Origin of the sequence: Martelella mediterranea, from assembly GCF_021021415.1 — a bacterium.
GTDB classification, from domain to species: domain Bacteria; phylum Pseudomonadota; class Alphaproteobacteria; order Rhizobiales; family Rhizobiaceae; genus Martelella; species Martelella mediterranea_C.
Genome location: NZ_JAINWJ010000001.1, coordinates 173,766 through 188,694 on the forward strand (window position 1 = coordinate 173,766; position 14,929 = coordinate 188,694).

9 protein-coding genes and 1 tRNA gene are annotated in these 14,929 nt (G+C 60.5%); 6 read left to right on the forward strand and 4 right to left on the reverse strand.

The features are described from left to right. Positions 1 to 86: 86 nt before the first annotated feature. Positions 87 to 419: an iron-sulfur cluster insertion protein ErpA gene (gene erpA / locus K7H91_RS00840; protein WP_230718284.1), complete on the forward strand. Its 333-nt coding sequence runs from the start codon at positions 87 to 89 to the stop codon at positions 417 to 419. A gap of 504 nt (positions 420 to 923) precedes the next feature. Here erpA and K7H91_RS00845 read toward each other — a convergent pair. Then, entirely contained in the window at positions 924 to 2,273 is a 1,350-nt protein-coding gene (locus K7H91_RS00845; protein ID WP_230718286.1) for a uracil-xanthine permease family protein, read from the reverse strand. Between the two features lie 493 nt (positions 2,274 to 2,766). Between K7H91_RS00845 and xth the strand changes: the two genes are divergently transcribed. Continuing rightward, positions 2,767 to 3,558, forward strand: a complete 792-nt coding sequence (xth, locus tag K7H91_RS00850; RefSeq protein ID WP_230718288.1) for an exodeoxyribonuclease III — start codon at positions 2,767 to 2,769, stop codon at positions 3,556 to 3,558. Positions 3,559 to 3,619: 61 nt separating this feature from the next. Here xth and K7H91_RS00855 read toward each other — a convergent pair whose 3' ends face one another. After that, positions 3,620 to 4,354: a tetratricopeptide repeat protein gene (locus K7H91_RS00855; RefSeq protein ID WP_230718451.1), complete on the reverse strand. Its 735-nt coding sequence runs from the start codon at positions 4,352 to 4,354 to the stop codon at positions 3,620 to 3,622. A gap of 602 nt (positions 4,355 to 4,956) precedes the next feature. Between K7H91_RS00855 and K7H91_RS00860 the strand changes: the two genes are divergently transcribed. Continuing rightward, positions 4,957 to 5,043: transfer RNA gene (locus K7H91_RS00860), tRNA-Leu, on the forward strand. A 244-nt stretch (positions 5,044 to 5,287) separates the two neighbouring features. Here the strand turns inward: K7H91_RS00860 and K7H91_RS00865 are convergent. Both K7H91_RS00865 and dnaE read right to left on the reverse strand, forming a co-directional pair. Then, positions 5,288 to 6,370, reverse strand: coding sequence for a porin (locus tag K7H91_RS00865; RefSeq protein WP_230718290.1), 1,083 nt, complete (start codon positions 6,368 to 6,370; stop codon positions 5,288 to 5,290). Positions 6,371 to 6,778: 408 nt separating this feature from the next. Beyond that, complete coding sequence (gene dnaE / locus K7H91_RS00870; protein WP_230718292.1) at positions 6,779 to 10,246, reverse strand: DNA polymerase III subunit alpha; 3,468 nt, start codon at positions 10,244 to 10,246, stop codon at positions 6,779 to 6,781. A gap of 593 nt (positions 10,247 to 10,839) precedes the next feature. Here dnaE and K7H91_RS00875 point away from each other — a divergent pair. From K7H91_RS00875 to K7H91_RS00885, 3 genes are all read left to right on the forward strand, one after another. After that, positions 10,840 to 11,931, forward strand: a complete 1,092-nt coding sequence (locus K7H91_RS00875) for a GntR family transcriptional regulator (RefSeq protein WP_230718294.1) — start codon at positions 10,840 to 10,842, stop codon at positions 11,929 to 11,931. Positions 11,932 to 12,009: 78 nt separating this feature from the next. Continuing rightward, positions 12,010 to 13,275, forward strand: a complete 1,266-nt coding sequence (locus tag K7H91_RS00880; RefSeq protein WP_230718296.1) for a Gfo/Idh/MocA family protein — start codon at positions 12,010 to 12,012, stop codon at positions 13,273 to 13,275. Further along, a complete protein-coding gene (locus K7H91_RS00885; protein ID WP_230718297.1) occupies positions 13,272 to 14,825 on the forward strand; it encodes a hypothetical protein in 1,554 nt (517 codons plus the stop codon). The genes K7H91_RS00880 and K7H91_RS00885 overlap by 4 nt, the downstream gene beginning before the upstream one ends. Positions 14,826 to 14,929: the final 104 nt, after the last annotated feature.

The following is a 14,929-nucleotide window of genomic DNA, read 5'->3' on the forward strand; positions in this document are numbered from 1 at the left end:
AAGATCAAAGGCCATTGGAAGGCGTGGATCATTCCGTGCGCCAAAACACCGATTTCAGCCCGTCTGCCGGGCTCAGGAGACTGACAATGGACACCAAGACTGTCACGCTTTCAGAGGCGGCGGCCAAGAGGATCGCCGCAATCATCGCAGCCGAGGACGGCAAGAAGGCCCTGCGCGTTGCCGTGGAAGGCGGCGGTTGCTCCGGTTTCTCCTACAAGTTCGATCTCGCCGAAGACGCGGAAGCCGATGACGTGGTGATTACCCGCGGCGATGCAAAGGTGCTGATCGACGAGATTTCGCTGGTCTACATGGCCGGCTCCGAAATCGACTTCGTCGACAACCTGCTCGGCCAGTCTTTCCAGATCCAGAACCCGAACGCGGTCGCAAGCTGCGGCTGCGGCACCAGTTTCTCGATCTGAACAATGTTGCAAACGGGCGGTGCTGACTGCCGCTCGGGAGCGTTCGGCACTTTCTCCGAACGACGTTCGAAGGCCGGGCCAAGGGGCGTCTGCAGCAATCCTTGTTTTGAGGCTTTGTGGCTTCATAGCCCCTTTCGCCGCACGGCAAGTTATTTTTTAATCATCTGATTGACTAAAGAACAACAAGTGATTACGTTAATTTTATAGCGCTTGGCGTTATGACCAAATTCATCGTGGGTTGGTTAGGTCGGCCGTCTACCGACTTTGGCCTTTCAGGCAGCCGCGTTCGCGATGACCTCCAGGAACACCCCGGCATATCCCTGCGCCGGGGTGTTCTTTTTTGTTCAGGCCGATCCCGTGATCGCGCCATGCGCGAGCAATGCCCGGACAGCCAGCGCTTACAACCGTGCCGATATCCGACACACCAGCAAAACAAAACGCCCCGGACGCGGTGTCCGGGACGCTGCAAAAGCCAGGGACTCCAAGGCAGCCCCCCGCTCAGCTTCAGGCATCGATCGTCTTGCCCGCCCGCTCCGGAATGACGAGCGAGAGCAGGATGGCCGAAATGCCCGACAGGGTGATCGGCGTCGCAAACACCTTCTGGATGATATCCGGCATCTGCTGCATCGACTGGGGCACCAGCGTAACGCCAAGCCCGAGGCCGAACGAGACCGCCATGATATAGACCTTGCGATGGTCGATCGGCTCGGAGGCCAGGATCCGGATTCCGGCGACCGCGATCGATCCGAACAGCACGACGGTGGCCCCGCCAAGAACGGGCTTCGGCACCAGCAGGAACGCCCCGCCGATGATCGGGAAGAAGCCGAGCACCACGAGGATGCCCGCAATATAGAAACCGACATGGCGGCTGGCCACGCCGGTCATCTGGATAACGCCGTTGTTCTGGCTGAAGGTCGTGTTCGGGAAGGTGCAGAACAAGGCCGCAATCCCCGAATTGATACCGTCTGCCAACACGCCGCCCTTGATGCGGTTCAGATAGACATCGCCCTGAACCGGCTCGCCGGATATGACCGAATTGGCCGTCAGGTCCCCGGTCGTCTCGATCGCGGTGATCAGGTAGACGAAAGCGATCGGGATGAACAGGCCGAGGTCGAAATCCAGGCCAAACTTCAGCGGCACGGGAACGGCAAAGACGGGCTGTGTGCCGAGCTGCGAAAAATTCACCATGCCGAAGAAGATCGAGACGATGAAGCCGACCAGCAGGCCGAGCATGATCGCGGCGATCCTGACCATGGGCCGCTTCGAAAACGAGAAGAAGATGATGACCGCAACCACGAGCAGGCCGAGGAAGATATTGACCGGGGCGCCAAGCGCCTCACCGGCGCCGGCGCCGCCGGCAAAATCCGTGAAGCCCGATTTCACCAGGCTGAGGCCGATCACGGTAATGACGATGCCGGTCACCGTCGGCGTGACCACGCGGCCCATCCGGGTGATGAACTGGCTGAGCACGATCTCGACCACGCAACCGACGAGGCAGAGCCCGAAGATCATCGCCAGAATATCCTCCGGCGTGCCGCCCCTGCCCTTGACCGCGAAACCGGCTGCCAGAATGACGCCGAGAAAGGCGAAGCTGGTGCCCTGAACGCTGAGAAGGCCGGAACCGACCGGCCCTATGCGCCGGCACTGAATAAAGGTCGCGACGCCCGAAACGAACATCGACATGGCCAGAAGATACGGCATGTGAACGCCGAGGCCCAGAGCGCCGCCGATGATGAGCGTCGGCGTGACGATGCCGATGATGCTGGCCAGAATGTGCTGTATGGCGGCCAGAAACGAGGCGCCCGGCGAAGGCACGTCGTTGAGTTTGTATATGATGTGATGTTGATCGGACATTAGTTCATCCCCCGCGGCCCTTGCCGCTTGTTATCGCTCGCACTTACACGAATGTCCCAAGCAACATCCGTGCCACAAATGTGTCACACAATGTTTCATGCGCGCAAGAAGTGAAAATGCGACCCACTACACGTTTCGCATACGGCGACGGCGAGAGACAGCTGAAGCGGAACGGCGCGCGGCCCCGGGCATGAGGCGCGAATTCATGCAACGAGAACGCGAACTGCTCATTTCTGTGGCAAATCGCAAGGCAGGCGCGGCCGGCGACGACAACCCCCTGCCGACCTGCCGACCTGCCGCTGGCCCATCAGGTTATCGCCCGGGCAAAGACATGTTGATTATCGCCGGTCGGGGGCTTCCTTGCCCGTGCTTGATCCGGCATGATCGCGCGACCCGGCTGCCGCGACGCACGCGTCGCGAACAATGGCTTTTCCAAAACGCCTGGCACGGGCGAAACGGTTTTCCCAACGCGGTCGCGGATACGGATTTTGACATGAAGATAGCCACTTGGAACATCAACGGCATCAAGGCGCGGCAGGAAAACCTGCTCCGATGGCTGGAAATGGCATCGCCCGACATTGTCTGCCTGCAGGAGATCAAGTCCGTCGACGAGAATTTCCCGGCCGCCCCCTTTCAGGACCTCGGCTATCACGTGGAGACTCACGGCCAGAAAGGCTTCAACGGCGTCGCACTTCTTTCAAGGAAAGCGCCGGAAGACGTCCAGCGCGGCTTTTCGGATGGTCATGATGATGATCAGTCGCGCTATATCGAGGGGGTCTTCAGCGTGAAGGGCGGGGTGATCCGCGTCGCCTCCATTTATCTGCCGAACGGCAACCCCGTCGACACGCCGAAATACCCCTACAAGCTTGCGTGGATGGAGCGTTTGAAGGGTCTTGCCAAAAAGCGGCTCGACCTTGAGGAACCGCTGGTGCTGGCGGGCGATTACAATGTCATTCCGCGCCCCTGTGACTGCCACGATCCCGCCGTGTGGGCGGGCGACGCCCTGTTCCTGCCGCAGACCAGAGAAGCCTTTTCAGAATTGCTTGGACTGGGGCTCCACGATGCCGTCGCCGGCGCCGACGAGGCCGGCGGTCAGTACACCTTCTGGGATTACCAGGCCGGAGCCTGGCAGAAGAACAATGGCATTCGCATCGACCATATGCTGCTTTCCGCCGAGGCCGCCGACAGGCTGGTGGCTACCTCGATAGACAAGTCTGTACGAAGCTGGGAAAAACCATCCGACCATGTGCCGGTGATCTGCCAGCTTGATTTCGACTGGGCCTAGAGCCCGTAAGGTTTAAATGCAATGGATGCAGGCGTGCGCCACACATCCAGACTTGGTCGCGTCAGGGAGAACCGGTGCTCATATTATGCGCGAGCGCGATCGCGCCGCGGCGGTCATTCTCGTCCACCACGGAAAAGCACTTTTCCTGCAGATCACGAATCCAGCTGCAATCACCGATCTCGCAACGATCGGCCGCCATGGTGAGATAGGCGAGACCGAGCACCGGCTGGCCTTCGTTGAAAATCAGGTCGCCGAAAACGGCCATCGCACTGATATTGCCGTTCTTTCTGGCAAGGTTCAGCCATTTCTTGGCGAGGCGCACATTCTTCGCGCCGCCCTCGCCATTCAGGATCATCTGGGCGAGTTGGAACTGCGCCTCGGGATTGCCGAAAACGGAAGCGGCCTGAAAATAAAGCTGGCGGGCCTGTGCGAGGTCCTTCTCTACCGGCGTATCCGGAATGCCGGCCTTGTAATAGCCAGCGAGCGCGAGAAGCGCGTTGACATAAAATCCGGTATCGGGCGAACCAGGCTCGACATCGTGGTTGACGATCTCGGCATAGGCCTTGAAGGCCTCATAGTCGTTTTCCGGCACGCCATCACCGAACGCATACATATTCGCGAGCGCCCAGCGCGAGCCGGTATGGCCCTTCTCGGCAGCGTAGCGATAGGCTTCGACCGCCTTTTGCTTGTCGCCGTTCTTGTAGGCCTTGAAGCCAAAGCGGAACAGATCGAAACGCCCGGAATCCTTGGGTATGTCGTTGGAGATATCAAAGGCCGATACCGGCGCGCCGGCCATGACGAACAAGCCCGCCGCCACCACATACACGCCTGTCTGTCTCAGAATTGCCTTCATCATCAAACGATTTCACCACGTTGTCGAGGGCGCAAAGATCTTGTCGGAAAAACCGCGATCACACGTCCAGCGGACTGCTGCGCGCTCTGTCCCCTTTCACATGCCGCGTGTTTGTGGCGGGAAATAGACGCTAACGCCGAGATCGTTTGTACGAGAGAACTGAAACAATTGCTGTGACACAACAGCCACAGTCACCGGATTCATTGGAAAGCGTTAACATGCTGATATACAGGCAGGCTTCAGCTTTCGCCTCAAACGTCTCGTCCTGCGCCCGCGCGAGCTCTCGACCAAACGCCGCGACCGCGCGTTCAACAGAGGTTGCTCTTTCATCACCCGAACCCGTGTGGAACCATCGGCACAATCGCCTTGCTCTATTGCGGAAGTCTCATTGCCATACTACACATCGCTCACCGCTTCGCCGATTTTGGGGAAGCGGACACAGGTTGCGGCTCAACTTCGCCAAGACGCTCCCGGAAAGGTCGATACCGCCTTTCCGACGCGACCAGGCGGTCGTCGAGCCATTCCCTTGTTCGGGAAAACCTGCTGCGGGCGTGGCGAAACTGGTAGACGCAAGGGACTTAAAATCCCTCGACCGGATGGTCATGCGGGTTCGACCCCCGCCGTCCGCACCAACCGTATTCGAAATCAAGCGCTCCGTTGCCTATTCGAGAGACGTATGACCGGTCTGAAAAACCGGCGCGCCATGGCCGGATGAGATTCGCGTACTTCAGCAGCGCCGTTCCACTCCGGCAACACGTGTTTCGCACTCATCACACGCGTCTGATTGCCTGAAATACCGCAAACTGAATGGCGCTGCAAAAAACGAAAAAGCCCGACCAAACGGCCGGGCCTTTCCTGATCTGTTCAAGCGTCTTCTTAGAAGTCGCGCTGCAGACGGAACCAACCGGCCCAGTACTGATCGTCGTCATAGTACTGCGCAGGCAGGTCGGTGTAACGAACGTTCAGCTTTGCGCTCAGGCCTTCGACAATGGTGTAGTCGAAGAGTACGCCAGCGGACCAGAAGTCCTCATTGTCAGCACCCGGAATGTTAGCCGAGGTCCACTGAGCAGCAGGCGTGATCGCGAAGTTGTCGGATACGTTCAGCTTGTAACCGGCAGCCAGAGCCCATTCGGCATAAACGCCAGGAACAGCCGTCGGAGTCGCGAGCGAGAAGTCCTGAAAGTCATTGCCGCCGTAGGTGACGGCATAAGCGCCCCAGCCGGTGGCATAGATAGCGCCGAGATCAAGAGCGCCCGGGCCAAGCGCCAGCGAGGTCATAGCGCGGAAAGCGGCTTCTTCGTTGTAGGTGTCGTAACCGACATCGAGCTTGGCGCCAACGCCGCCAGCCTGGAAGCCGATACGACCGGAAACGCCGAGATGCGGAACATTGTTGCCCGAATTCATAAGGCCGATCATGTCGGGCTCGAGGAAGTCGAGCGAGATGCCGCCCACGAAGCCTTCACCGGTGTAAACGTAACGGACCGAGTTAAACTTGGTCTGACCGTTCAGATCGTCGATTTCGCCGAGCAGACCCTGATCCCAATAGCTGTTGAAGTAACCAGCCTGGAAACCACCGAGCGAGAGGTAGGTCTCGTCGAGATAAACGTCGGTGGAGGCGTTATCGGAATAATAGTCGGCGTTCAGCGAGATGAAGCCGGTCAGAACGCCGAGCTCGGTTTCGGTCTTCGAGGAAATGTCGATGTGACCGCGGGTATATACGTCCCACGCATCAGCAACATTGCCGCCACGCGAAGCGTCGACCTGGAAACGGACATAACCGCCGATATCGAGGCAGGTGTCGGTGCCCGGGATGTAGAAGTAGCCGGCACCAAAGGCGTCGCAGATTTCTACATAGTTGGCAGCTACAGGCTCGATGACCACAACCGGGTCGGCCGCCTGGGCGCCGGAAGCTGCTGCGACTGCTGCAGCGGAGCCGAGAAGAAGGCTCTTCACGTTCATAATGACCTCCAAAAGGTTTTAAAGCGGAATGGGTTTTTCGCCTGAGCGTTCCCTGCCCCATTCCGGGTTTCAAGAAGATCGGGCTGTCTAGACCCTCGCTTCTGAGTGTGAACATACAAGACCGCCGCCCGATCGCAATCATCAATCGCCCGCATAGCCGCCGCCGAGGCTTCCTTACCGGCTTGCTGTTGCCGATACGCAACAAGTTGGGGCTGCGGGGCGGTCAAATCTTTACAAAAGGTAAAGAAAACAAGCGTCAATGGGGCGCTTCCTTCCAGCCACGGCGGTTCGAACGATATAAAGACAGTCCATATTCCGCGACTTCAACGTGAAAACGCGCACAATATCCGCAAAAGCGAATCGGACCAGCTCTTTGCTCCTCGGACCAGCTCTCTGCTCCGAAGAGAGCTAAACGAGCTCGACGTCGACCACGCCCGATACCGCGCGCATGGCTGACGCCACTTCCGGGGAGAGCCTGTACTTGCCCGGAAGCTCCACCTCCACCTCACGCAGCCCCTCGTTCTGGATGACCACGAAGGACACGATCCCGTCTCCACTGCTGTTCAGGTGCCTGGACAGCGAAGCCAACGGCGAATCATCGCGCAGGTAGACGCGCATCGCGCTTTGCTGGCGCACTGCCTCCTCCTCCAGCGACTGGACCGTCTGTATGCGCATGCCGATTCCCTCGGGACGGACATCGGCCGCCACGGTGATGACAACGGAGGTTCCCGGCTCCAGAAGGTCGCGGTATTGATAAAGCATCTCGGAAAACAGCACCGCCTCGAACTGGCCGGTCGCATCCGAAAGCGTGATGATCCCCATACGGTTGCCCGTGCGGGTCTTACGCTCCTGCTTGGCCACCACCGTGCCGGCCAGGCGTCCGCGACCGGCGCCATTCTTCACCGAGAGCGAGAAATCGGCAAAGCTCTGGACCCGCATGCGCGACAATATATCGGCATAGGCGTCAAGCGGATGCGCGGTCTGATAAAAGCCCAGCATCTGAAATTCCCGCATCAGCCGCTCCGAATCCGGCATCGGGGTATAATCCGGTAGCGTAATCTGAGGCAGGTCGCCGGCGCTGCCAAAAATATCTGTCTGTCCGCTCGTCTTGTCATCCTGGCTGCGCTGCGCCAGACCGATGATGCGATCGAGCCCGGCCAGAAGCGCCGCGCGATCCTTGCCAAAGCAATCGAAGGCGCCGGCGCAGATCAGGCTTTCGAGCACCCTGCGGTTGACGAGTTTCGGATCGATCCGCCGCGCGAAATCCTCCAGGCTATCGAACGCCCGGTCCCCTCTGACCGCAACAATATGGTCGACCGCTGCCTCGCCCACGCCCTTGATCGCCGCGAGCGCATAGAAGATCCGCCCTTCGCCCGGCTCGAAATGCCGGTAACTGGTCTGCACCGAAGGCGCGACAACCTCAATGCCGAGGCGCTTTGCATCATGACGAAAATCGTTCAGCTTTTCGGTATTGGCCATATCGAGCGTCATCGACGCCGCCAGAAACTCGACCGGATAATGCGCTTTCAGGAAGGCCGTGTGATAGGACACGATCGCATAGGCGGCGGCGTGGGACTTGTTGAAGCCGTAGTTCGCGAATTTCGCAAGCAGATCGAAAATCTCGTTGGCCCGCTGCTTCTTGACGCCCTTTTCCACCGCACCATCGACAAAGCGAACCCGCTGCTTGTCCATCTGCTCCTTGATCTTCTTGCCCATGGCGCGGCGCAGAAGGTCCGCTTCGCCCAGCGAATAGCCCGCCAGAACCTGGGCCACCTGCATGACCTGCTCCTGGTAGATGATCACGCCCTGGGTTTCGGCCAGCAGCGGATCGATCAGCGGGTGGATTGATTCGATCTCCTCCTCATTGTGCTTGCGGGCATTATAGACCGGGATGTTTTCCATTGGGCCGGGACGATAGAGCGCCACCAGCGCGATCAAATCCTCGATGCGGTCGGGCCGCATGCCGATCAGCGCCTTGCGCATGCCGGCGCTTTCCACCTGGAACACCCCGACCGTCTCGCCGCGCGCCAACATTTCATAGGATTCAGGATCATCCAGCGGGACGAGCGAGAGATCGACCGCGATACCGCGGCGGGCGATGAAATCGACCGCTGTCTTCAGCACCGTCAACGTCTTCAGTCCCAGGAAGTCGAACTTCACGAGGCCGGCCTGCTCCACCCATTTCATGTTGAACTGGGTGACCGGCATGTCGGAGCGCGGATCGCGATACATCGGCACAAGCTGGGACAATGAACGGTCGCCGATAACGATGCCCGCCGCATGGGTCGAGGCATGGCGATAGAGCCCCTCGATCTTCTGTGCGATCGCCAGCAACCGCCCGACGATCGGCTCCTCTTCCGCGGCCTCCTGGAATTTGGGCTCGTCCTCGATCGCCTTGGCGAGCGTCACGGGATTGGCGGGATTGTTGGGCACCAGCTTACAGATGCGGTCGACCTGGCCATAGGGCATCTCAAGCACGCGGCCGACATCGCGCAGCGCCGCGCGGGCCTGCAGCGATCCGAAAGTGATGATCTGGGCAACCTGCGCGCGGCCGTATTTCTCCTGCACGTAACGGATGACCTCCTCGCGCCGGTCCTGGCAGAAGTCGATATCGAAGTCCGGCATCGACACGCGTTCGGGATTGAGGAAGCGCTCGAACAGCAGCGAGAAACGCAGGGGATCCACATCCGTGATCGTCAAGGCGTAAGCGACCAGCGAGCCCGCGCCGGAGCCGCGGCCGGGCCCGACCGGAATATCGCGTTCCTTCGACCATTTGATGAAGTCGGCAACGATCAGGAAGTAGCCCGGAAACTTCATGCCTTCGATCACGCCGAGCTCATAGTCGAGCCGCTCGAAATAGTCCTCGCGCGTGTGGCCCGGGCTCAGGCCCACATGGGCAAGCCTCGCCTCCAGCCCCTCGCGCGCCTGCCGGCGCAGCTCCGCGGCTTCCGCCCGCTCCGCCTCTTCGGGATCATCTGAGGCGCCGGTGAAGCGCGGCAGAATGGGCATGCGGGTATCGAGCACGAAGCTGCACCGGCGCGCGATCTCCACGGTGTTTTCGATCGCCTCGGGCAGATCGGCAAACAATGCCGCCATTTCATCCTGCGACTTCAAATAGTGATCCGGCGTCAGCTTGAAACGGCGATCGTCGGAAACGATGGCACCATGCGCCACCGCCATCAGCGCATCATGCGCCTCGAAATCGTCGCGGGTCGGGAAGAATGCCTCATTGGTGGCAACCAGCGGAAGATCAAGCTCATAGGCAAGCGCGATGACCCGACGCTCGTGCTGGACATCGAAATTGCCGTGCCGCTGCACTTCCACATATAGCCGATCGCCAAAGGCGGACTTCAGAAATGCGAGCCGCTCGGACGCCTTGGCCTCGAAGCCGGAGATAACGGCCTCATCGATCGGCCCGCCCCGCCCGCCGGTGAGCGCGATCAGCCCGTCCGAATGCGCACCGAGCCATGACTTCGTTGTATAGATGCTGTCATGCCCCTCTCCCCCGAGATAGGCCTCGCTGACAAGATGCATGAGATTGGCATAGCCGGTCGAATCGGCAGCGAGCAGCACGATCGAAGGTTTCTTCGGCGGCAGATGTCCGCCGCTGCGGCGCTCGCCGTCGCCGCCATCCTCCATATCGATCGACAACTGGCAGCCGATGATCGGCTGGAGCCCTTCGCCCACGGCCTTCTGGGAAAACTCCAGCGCGCAGAAGAGATTATTGGTATCCGTCACCGCAATCGCTGGCTGCCTGTCGGCCACGGCAAGCTTCATCACCGTCTTCAGCGGCAGCGCGCCCTCAAGCAGCGAATAGGCCGAGTGAACGCGCAAATGCACGAAACGAACCGCCTGATCTTTGCCTTCAGCCTGCATCTCGAGATCACTCCTTCATCGCCGCCAAATCAGATACGTCACCCGATTTTGGCAGGCGAGCAACGCCGGTGCAATCGCTCGTCTCGCAATGCACAGAAACCTATAGCGAGCTCACGATCAACGCCATGCTGGCCAGAAACAGGCTGACTGAGAAGAAAGCCGCGATGTCGCGCAGAATATCGGTCATGATTGCCTCCGTTTTGCTTATAGTCCTTTTATGTTCTATTTTTGTTCTAATTGCAAGCCGGTTTATTGCCGACGAAGACGAACCACTGCGCACGAAGAGACTCGAAATCCGGGCAAGCATCTGAAAATATGTACTATATTGATAAAAGTCCGTTCCTGAAAAAACCTCGACAGAGGCCGCTCTCCGGCACCTTTATTCAGGTTTCATGCGCAATTCGATCCGCCATGCGAAGGCTCCCGGCGCCGTATTTCGGGTTCGACAAGAGCGAAGACTTCGCCCAAAGCCGTCGGCCGCGAAAGCGCGACAGACGAACCCGATTTTGCCTTTTCGGATAGCCCCGGTCGAAAGCAATCCCAAACTCCATTCGCGACTTGCATCGGGTATAAATTATACTCAAAATACCCATATGCAGACCAAAACCAAACAGGTCCTCGCCGCTATCGGGCGGTGGCTGGAAGACAGGATTGACAGGGCAGCGCCCGGCGAAAGGCTTCCGACCGTTCGCCATCTGATGCGCGAATTCGGAACGGCGCAGCGCACCGTGGAGGCGGCGCTGAAGCCGTTTCTCGAGGACGGCCGTCTGATCGCCCGTCCGGGCGCTGGCATCGTTGTCGCTGGCAAGGCCGAGGAGAAGGAGCCCGACAGCTATGCTGCGGACCTTCTTATACTCTATCGCAATTCCGACAGCAGGCTTGCGCGGGTGACGTTGCAGGAGGTCGCGACGCGGATAAAATCCGCCGGCTTTTCGGTGCTGCAGCTCGGCTTTTCGAGCGACGCCCAGGCGATCGACGTGCTGGAACGGATCGGGCGGTTCCGGACCTGCCTCATCCAGGTGAATTTCGAGATCCTGACGGTCGCGTTCCTGGCCGCGCTCCACAGGCAGGCCGACCATATCGTCATCGACGGGGTTTCGGCGACCGGCATCGATGTCGACGCCATCGGCACCAATTGGCGCGAGGCGCTGTCGATCGCCTTCCGCACCTTCAGGGAAAGCGGCCACGAGAGGATCGCCTTTCTGACATCGGCCCATCATGCCCGCCAGATCGCCATGGCGCGCCGCGAGTTCCACCTGCTCGGCAGCTTCCTTCCCGATCCGGATCAGCGCTTTCTGATCGAACTGAACGCGCTGCCCGGCAGCTATCAGATCGATGATATCGCCGCCGCAGTCGGACGGTATGCTGACGCCGAGGGGCGGCTTCCGTTCACGGCGTTGATCGCCTGGGGCGTTGTCGAAGGTTTCATTCTGGAACGCGCGCTTGCCAAGCTCGGCCTCGAAGCGGGCAGAGACCTCAGCGTCATCATGCTTGGCAGCACGGATTTTCAGTCGGAGCATCTCGGCCGGTTCGATGTGGTGGGCAACAGCCACGACGAAAAGCTTGCGGTGTTCGAACGGATCATCCGCGCGCGGATCGCCGACAGACCGGAGGAGCCGCAGACCCATTATCTCCCCATTTCCTACGTCCGCCATGGTTCGGTGATCGATCTCCACACCAATTGAGTACATCAATTATTGTACACATATATATACTCAAATAGCATCCGATGCCGATAACGAATACAAGTTCAGAGGCGTTGAATGCTCCAGGAGCCGGTCCAGCAGAAAACCACGGGCGTCGCCATTATCGGCGCAGGCGAACGCGGCATTTATTATGTCGGCTCGCGCATGGCCGAAATCGCGGCGGAGACCGGCTTTCGCATCATCGGCGTGTTCGACCGGCTGGAAGACCGCGCCGGCTATGCCGCCGACCATCTGAACGGGCTCTACGGCAGAGCGGGCATCCGCCACGCCGTGCGGATATTTGAAAGCCTGGAAGCCGCCGTCGCGGATCCGGCCGTCGATCTGGTGATCGTCACCACCCATACCAACGCCCATCGCGCGCCGGTCGAGGCGGCGATCGCGGCCGGCAAGCGTGTCTATCTCGACAAGCCGATCTCGGTGACGCTCGACGACGCGGAAGCCATTCAGGCGGCAGAGGCAAAGGCCGGTCAACCGGTGCTGATGGCGTTTACCCGGCGTTACGAAAAGCCTTGGGTCGAGACGGTGAAGCTTGCCCATTCCGGCCGCATTGGCGATCCGCAGATGATCCTGCTGCGCTCGGTCATCCCCTACACCCGCTATCTCCAGCTCTGGCACCGCAAGCAGGCGCTGTCGGGCGGCGCGCTCAACGACAAGTGCTCGCATCATTTCGACGTCTTGAACTGGGTGGCGCGGTCGCGTCCGCTTTCCGTCACCGCTGTCGGCGGCCGCAGCAATGTGTTCCCGCCCGATCCGAACGCGCCGGAACGCTGTTCGCTCTGCGACCGCGACTGTCCCTATCGCCGCCATGAAACGCTGGTCGACCGCTTCGAGGGCGCAGGGGCCATCGCCAACCCGAGCTGGGGCGAGGCGGCGCTGCCGGAGGACCGCAACGATACCTGCGTCTATCGGCCGGGCGCCGACATCGACGACCACGCGATCGTCACCATCCGCTATGACAACGGCGTGTCGGCCTGTCTGTTCTTCGCCATTTTCGGCCCCTGGGCCGAGGATCAGGAAACGCTGGAGATCGTCGGCTCGTCCGGCCGCATAAGGATGGAGCGCCATTCCGGCGAAATCGACATCGTCGAGGATTACGGCCGCACGCACGGCACGCTCGGTTTCACCAGCCCAGACCGTAGCTCCACCCATTTCGGGGCCGATCTCGAGCTCGTGCGCACGCTCCGCCGCTTCATGGACGGGGAAAACCCGCCCGTCGGCATCGATGACGGCGTCGCCTCGCTCAGGATCGTTCTGGCGGCGCAGAAATCCATGAAAAACGGCGGCATGCCCGTCGATCCCGAAACCCAGGAGTTCGCGCAATGACCCGCCGTTTCCCCGAACGCCTGACCCCGCTCGCCAACCGGCTCGGCCTGCAGCCGCTATATGGCGACATTCACAATCACTGCGCCCTCTCCTACGGCCACGGCCGGCTGGAAGATGCGTTGTCCCGCGCCGCACTACAGCTCGACTTCGTCTCCATCACCGGACATGCCGCCTGGCCCGATATGCCGGTCGACGTGCCGGAGGTCGCCCATATCGTCGATTTCCACGTCAAGGGTTTCGCGAAGCTGAAGGCCAACTGGAAGGATCATTTCGCGGTGCTGAAGGCCTTCGAAAGTCCCGGCCGCTTCGCCGTGTTTCCCGGCTACGAGATCCATTCGTCGGAACATGGCGACTACACGATCGTCTATGGCGACCTCGATGTCGCCGAACCGGAACTTGCTGACAGCCCGGCCGAACTGAAGCAGGCGCTTCAGACCACCAAGGGCGAAAATGCCCTCGCCTTCCCGCACCATATCGGCTACCGCCAGGGCGCGCGCGGCATCAACTGGGACACGTTCGATCCGGAACTCTCGCCCTTCGTCGAAATGTTCTCGATGCATGGTTGCGCGGAAGAGTCCGAATCCGAACGCTCCTACCTGCATTCCATGGGTCCGGTGAACGGCGCATCGACCATGCGCGCGGGGCTGAAGCGCGGCGCGGTGTTCGGCGTTGTCGGCAATACCGATCATCATTCCGCCTTCCCCGGCTCCTACGGCCATGGTCGCATGGCGGTCTACGCGGCAGATGACAGTCGGGACGCGATCTTCAAGGCGATGCGCGCGCGCCGCACCAATGCGCTGACCGGCGACAATATTCATCTGCTGACGGCGATCGGCGATGTCGTGCAGGGCGGCATCACAGCGCCCTCGCCCGACGCCGCCTTGGATATCGAGGCCATCGGCGGCGGGTTCATCGATAGCATCGATATCGTCCGAAACGGAGAACTGTTCGAGCGCATCTCGCCCGAACTGAGCCCCGCCCCGATCGAGGCAGAGAGCGAAGCGGAAACCATCCTGTTTGTCGAGCTCGGCTGGGGCGCGCGCGGCAGAAGCCATGATTGGGCCGGCGAACTCCATCTTGAAGGCGGCGAGATTCTTGGCCTTGAGCCCAGGTTCCGCGGCGCGGAGATCGTCTCCCCGCTCGAAGGCGAGGACGAGACCGCCAAGCTGCCGACGCTCGGCCGTGAAGGCGGCAATGTTCAATTCTCGGTCACGGCCGCTGCCAACCCCAACAACGTCACCTCCGCAACCCAGGGCTTTGCCATTCGGCTGAAGGCGAAGCCCGGGGCGCGGCTGAAGGCGACGCTTTCGGGCAAACAGCTCGATATTGCCCTTGATCAGCTTTTCGAGGGCGCGCTCTCGGGCAATCTCGGCCCGATCGACAGCCCCGCTTTTCGCTTCCACGCCCTGCCCCGGCCGCATCAGTGGCAATGGCACGGCACGGTCGCGCTTGGCGCGTTGGCCGACGGCGAGAACATCTATGTGAGGCTGCGCGAGAAGACCGGCCAGATGGCCTGGACCTCGCCGATTTTCTGCAGAAGGGAGGCGTGAGACGAAACAGGCGAAACCGCCGGATCGCAAAATCCGGCCATGCGGGCAAGGGCGGCGACGCCCCGGATTGCCCGGACAACAGGAAAGCGGCCCCCGATGGACCG

What these genes read in the sequence shown, in the direction of transcription:
- dnaE (WP_230718292.1), bottom strand. Translation starts at nt 10,246, where the DNA reads ATGCAGGCTGAAGGCAAAGATCAGGCGGTTCGTTTCGTGCATTTGCGC.
- erpA (WP_230718284.1), top strand. Translation starts at nt 87, where the DNA reads ATGGACACCAAGACTGTCACGCTTTCAGAGGCGGCGGCCAAGAGGATC.
- K7H91_RS00880 (WP_230718296.1), top strand. Translation starts at nt 12,010, where the DNA reads ATGCTCCAGGAGCCGGTCCAGCAGAAAACCACGGGCGTCGCCATTATC.
- K7H91_RS00865 (WP_230718290.1), bottom strand. Translation starts at nt 6,370, where the DNA reads ATGAACGTGAAGAGCCTTCTTCTCGGCTCCGCTGCAGCAGTCGCAGCA.
- K7H91_RS00875 (WP_230718294.1), top strand. Translation starts at nt 10,840, where the DNA reads ATGCAGACCAAAACCAAACAGGTCCTCGCCGCTATCGGGCGGTGGCTG.
- K7H91_RS00855 (WP_230718451.1), bottom strand. Translation starts at nt 4,354, where the DNA reads ATGGCCGGCGCGCCGGTATCGGCCTTTGATATCTCCAACGACATACCC.
- K7H91_RS00845 (WP_230718286.1), bottom strand. Translation starts at nt 2,273, where the DNA reads ATGTCCGATCAACATCACATCATATACAAACTCAACGACGTGCCTTCG.
- K7H91_RS00885 (WP_230718297.1), top strand. Translation starts at nt 13,272, where the DNA reads ATGACCCGCCGTTTCCCCGAACGCCTGACCCCGCTCGCCAACCGGCTC.
- xth (WP_230718288.1), top strand. Translation starts at nt 2,767, where the DNA reads ATGAAGATAGCCACTTGGAACATCAACGGCATCAAGGCGCGGCAGGAA.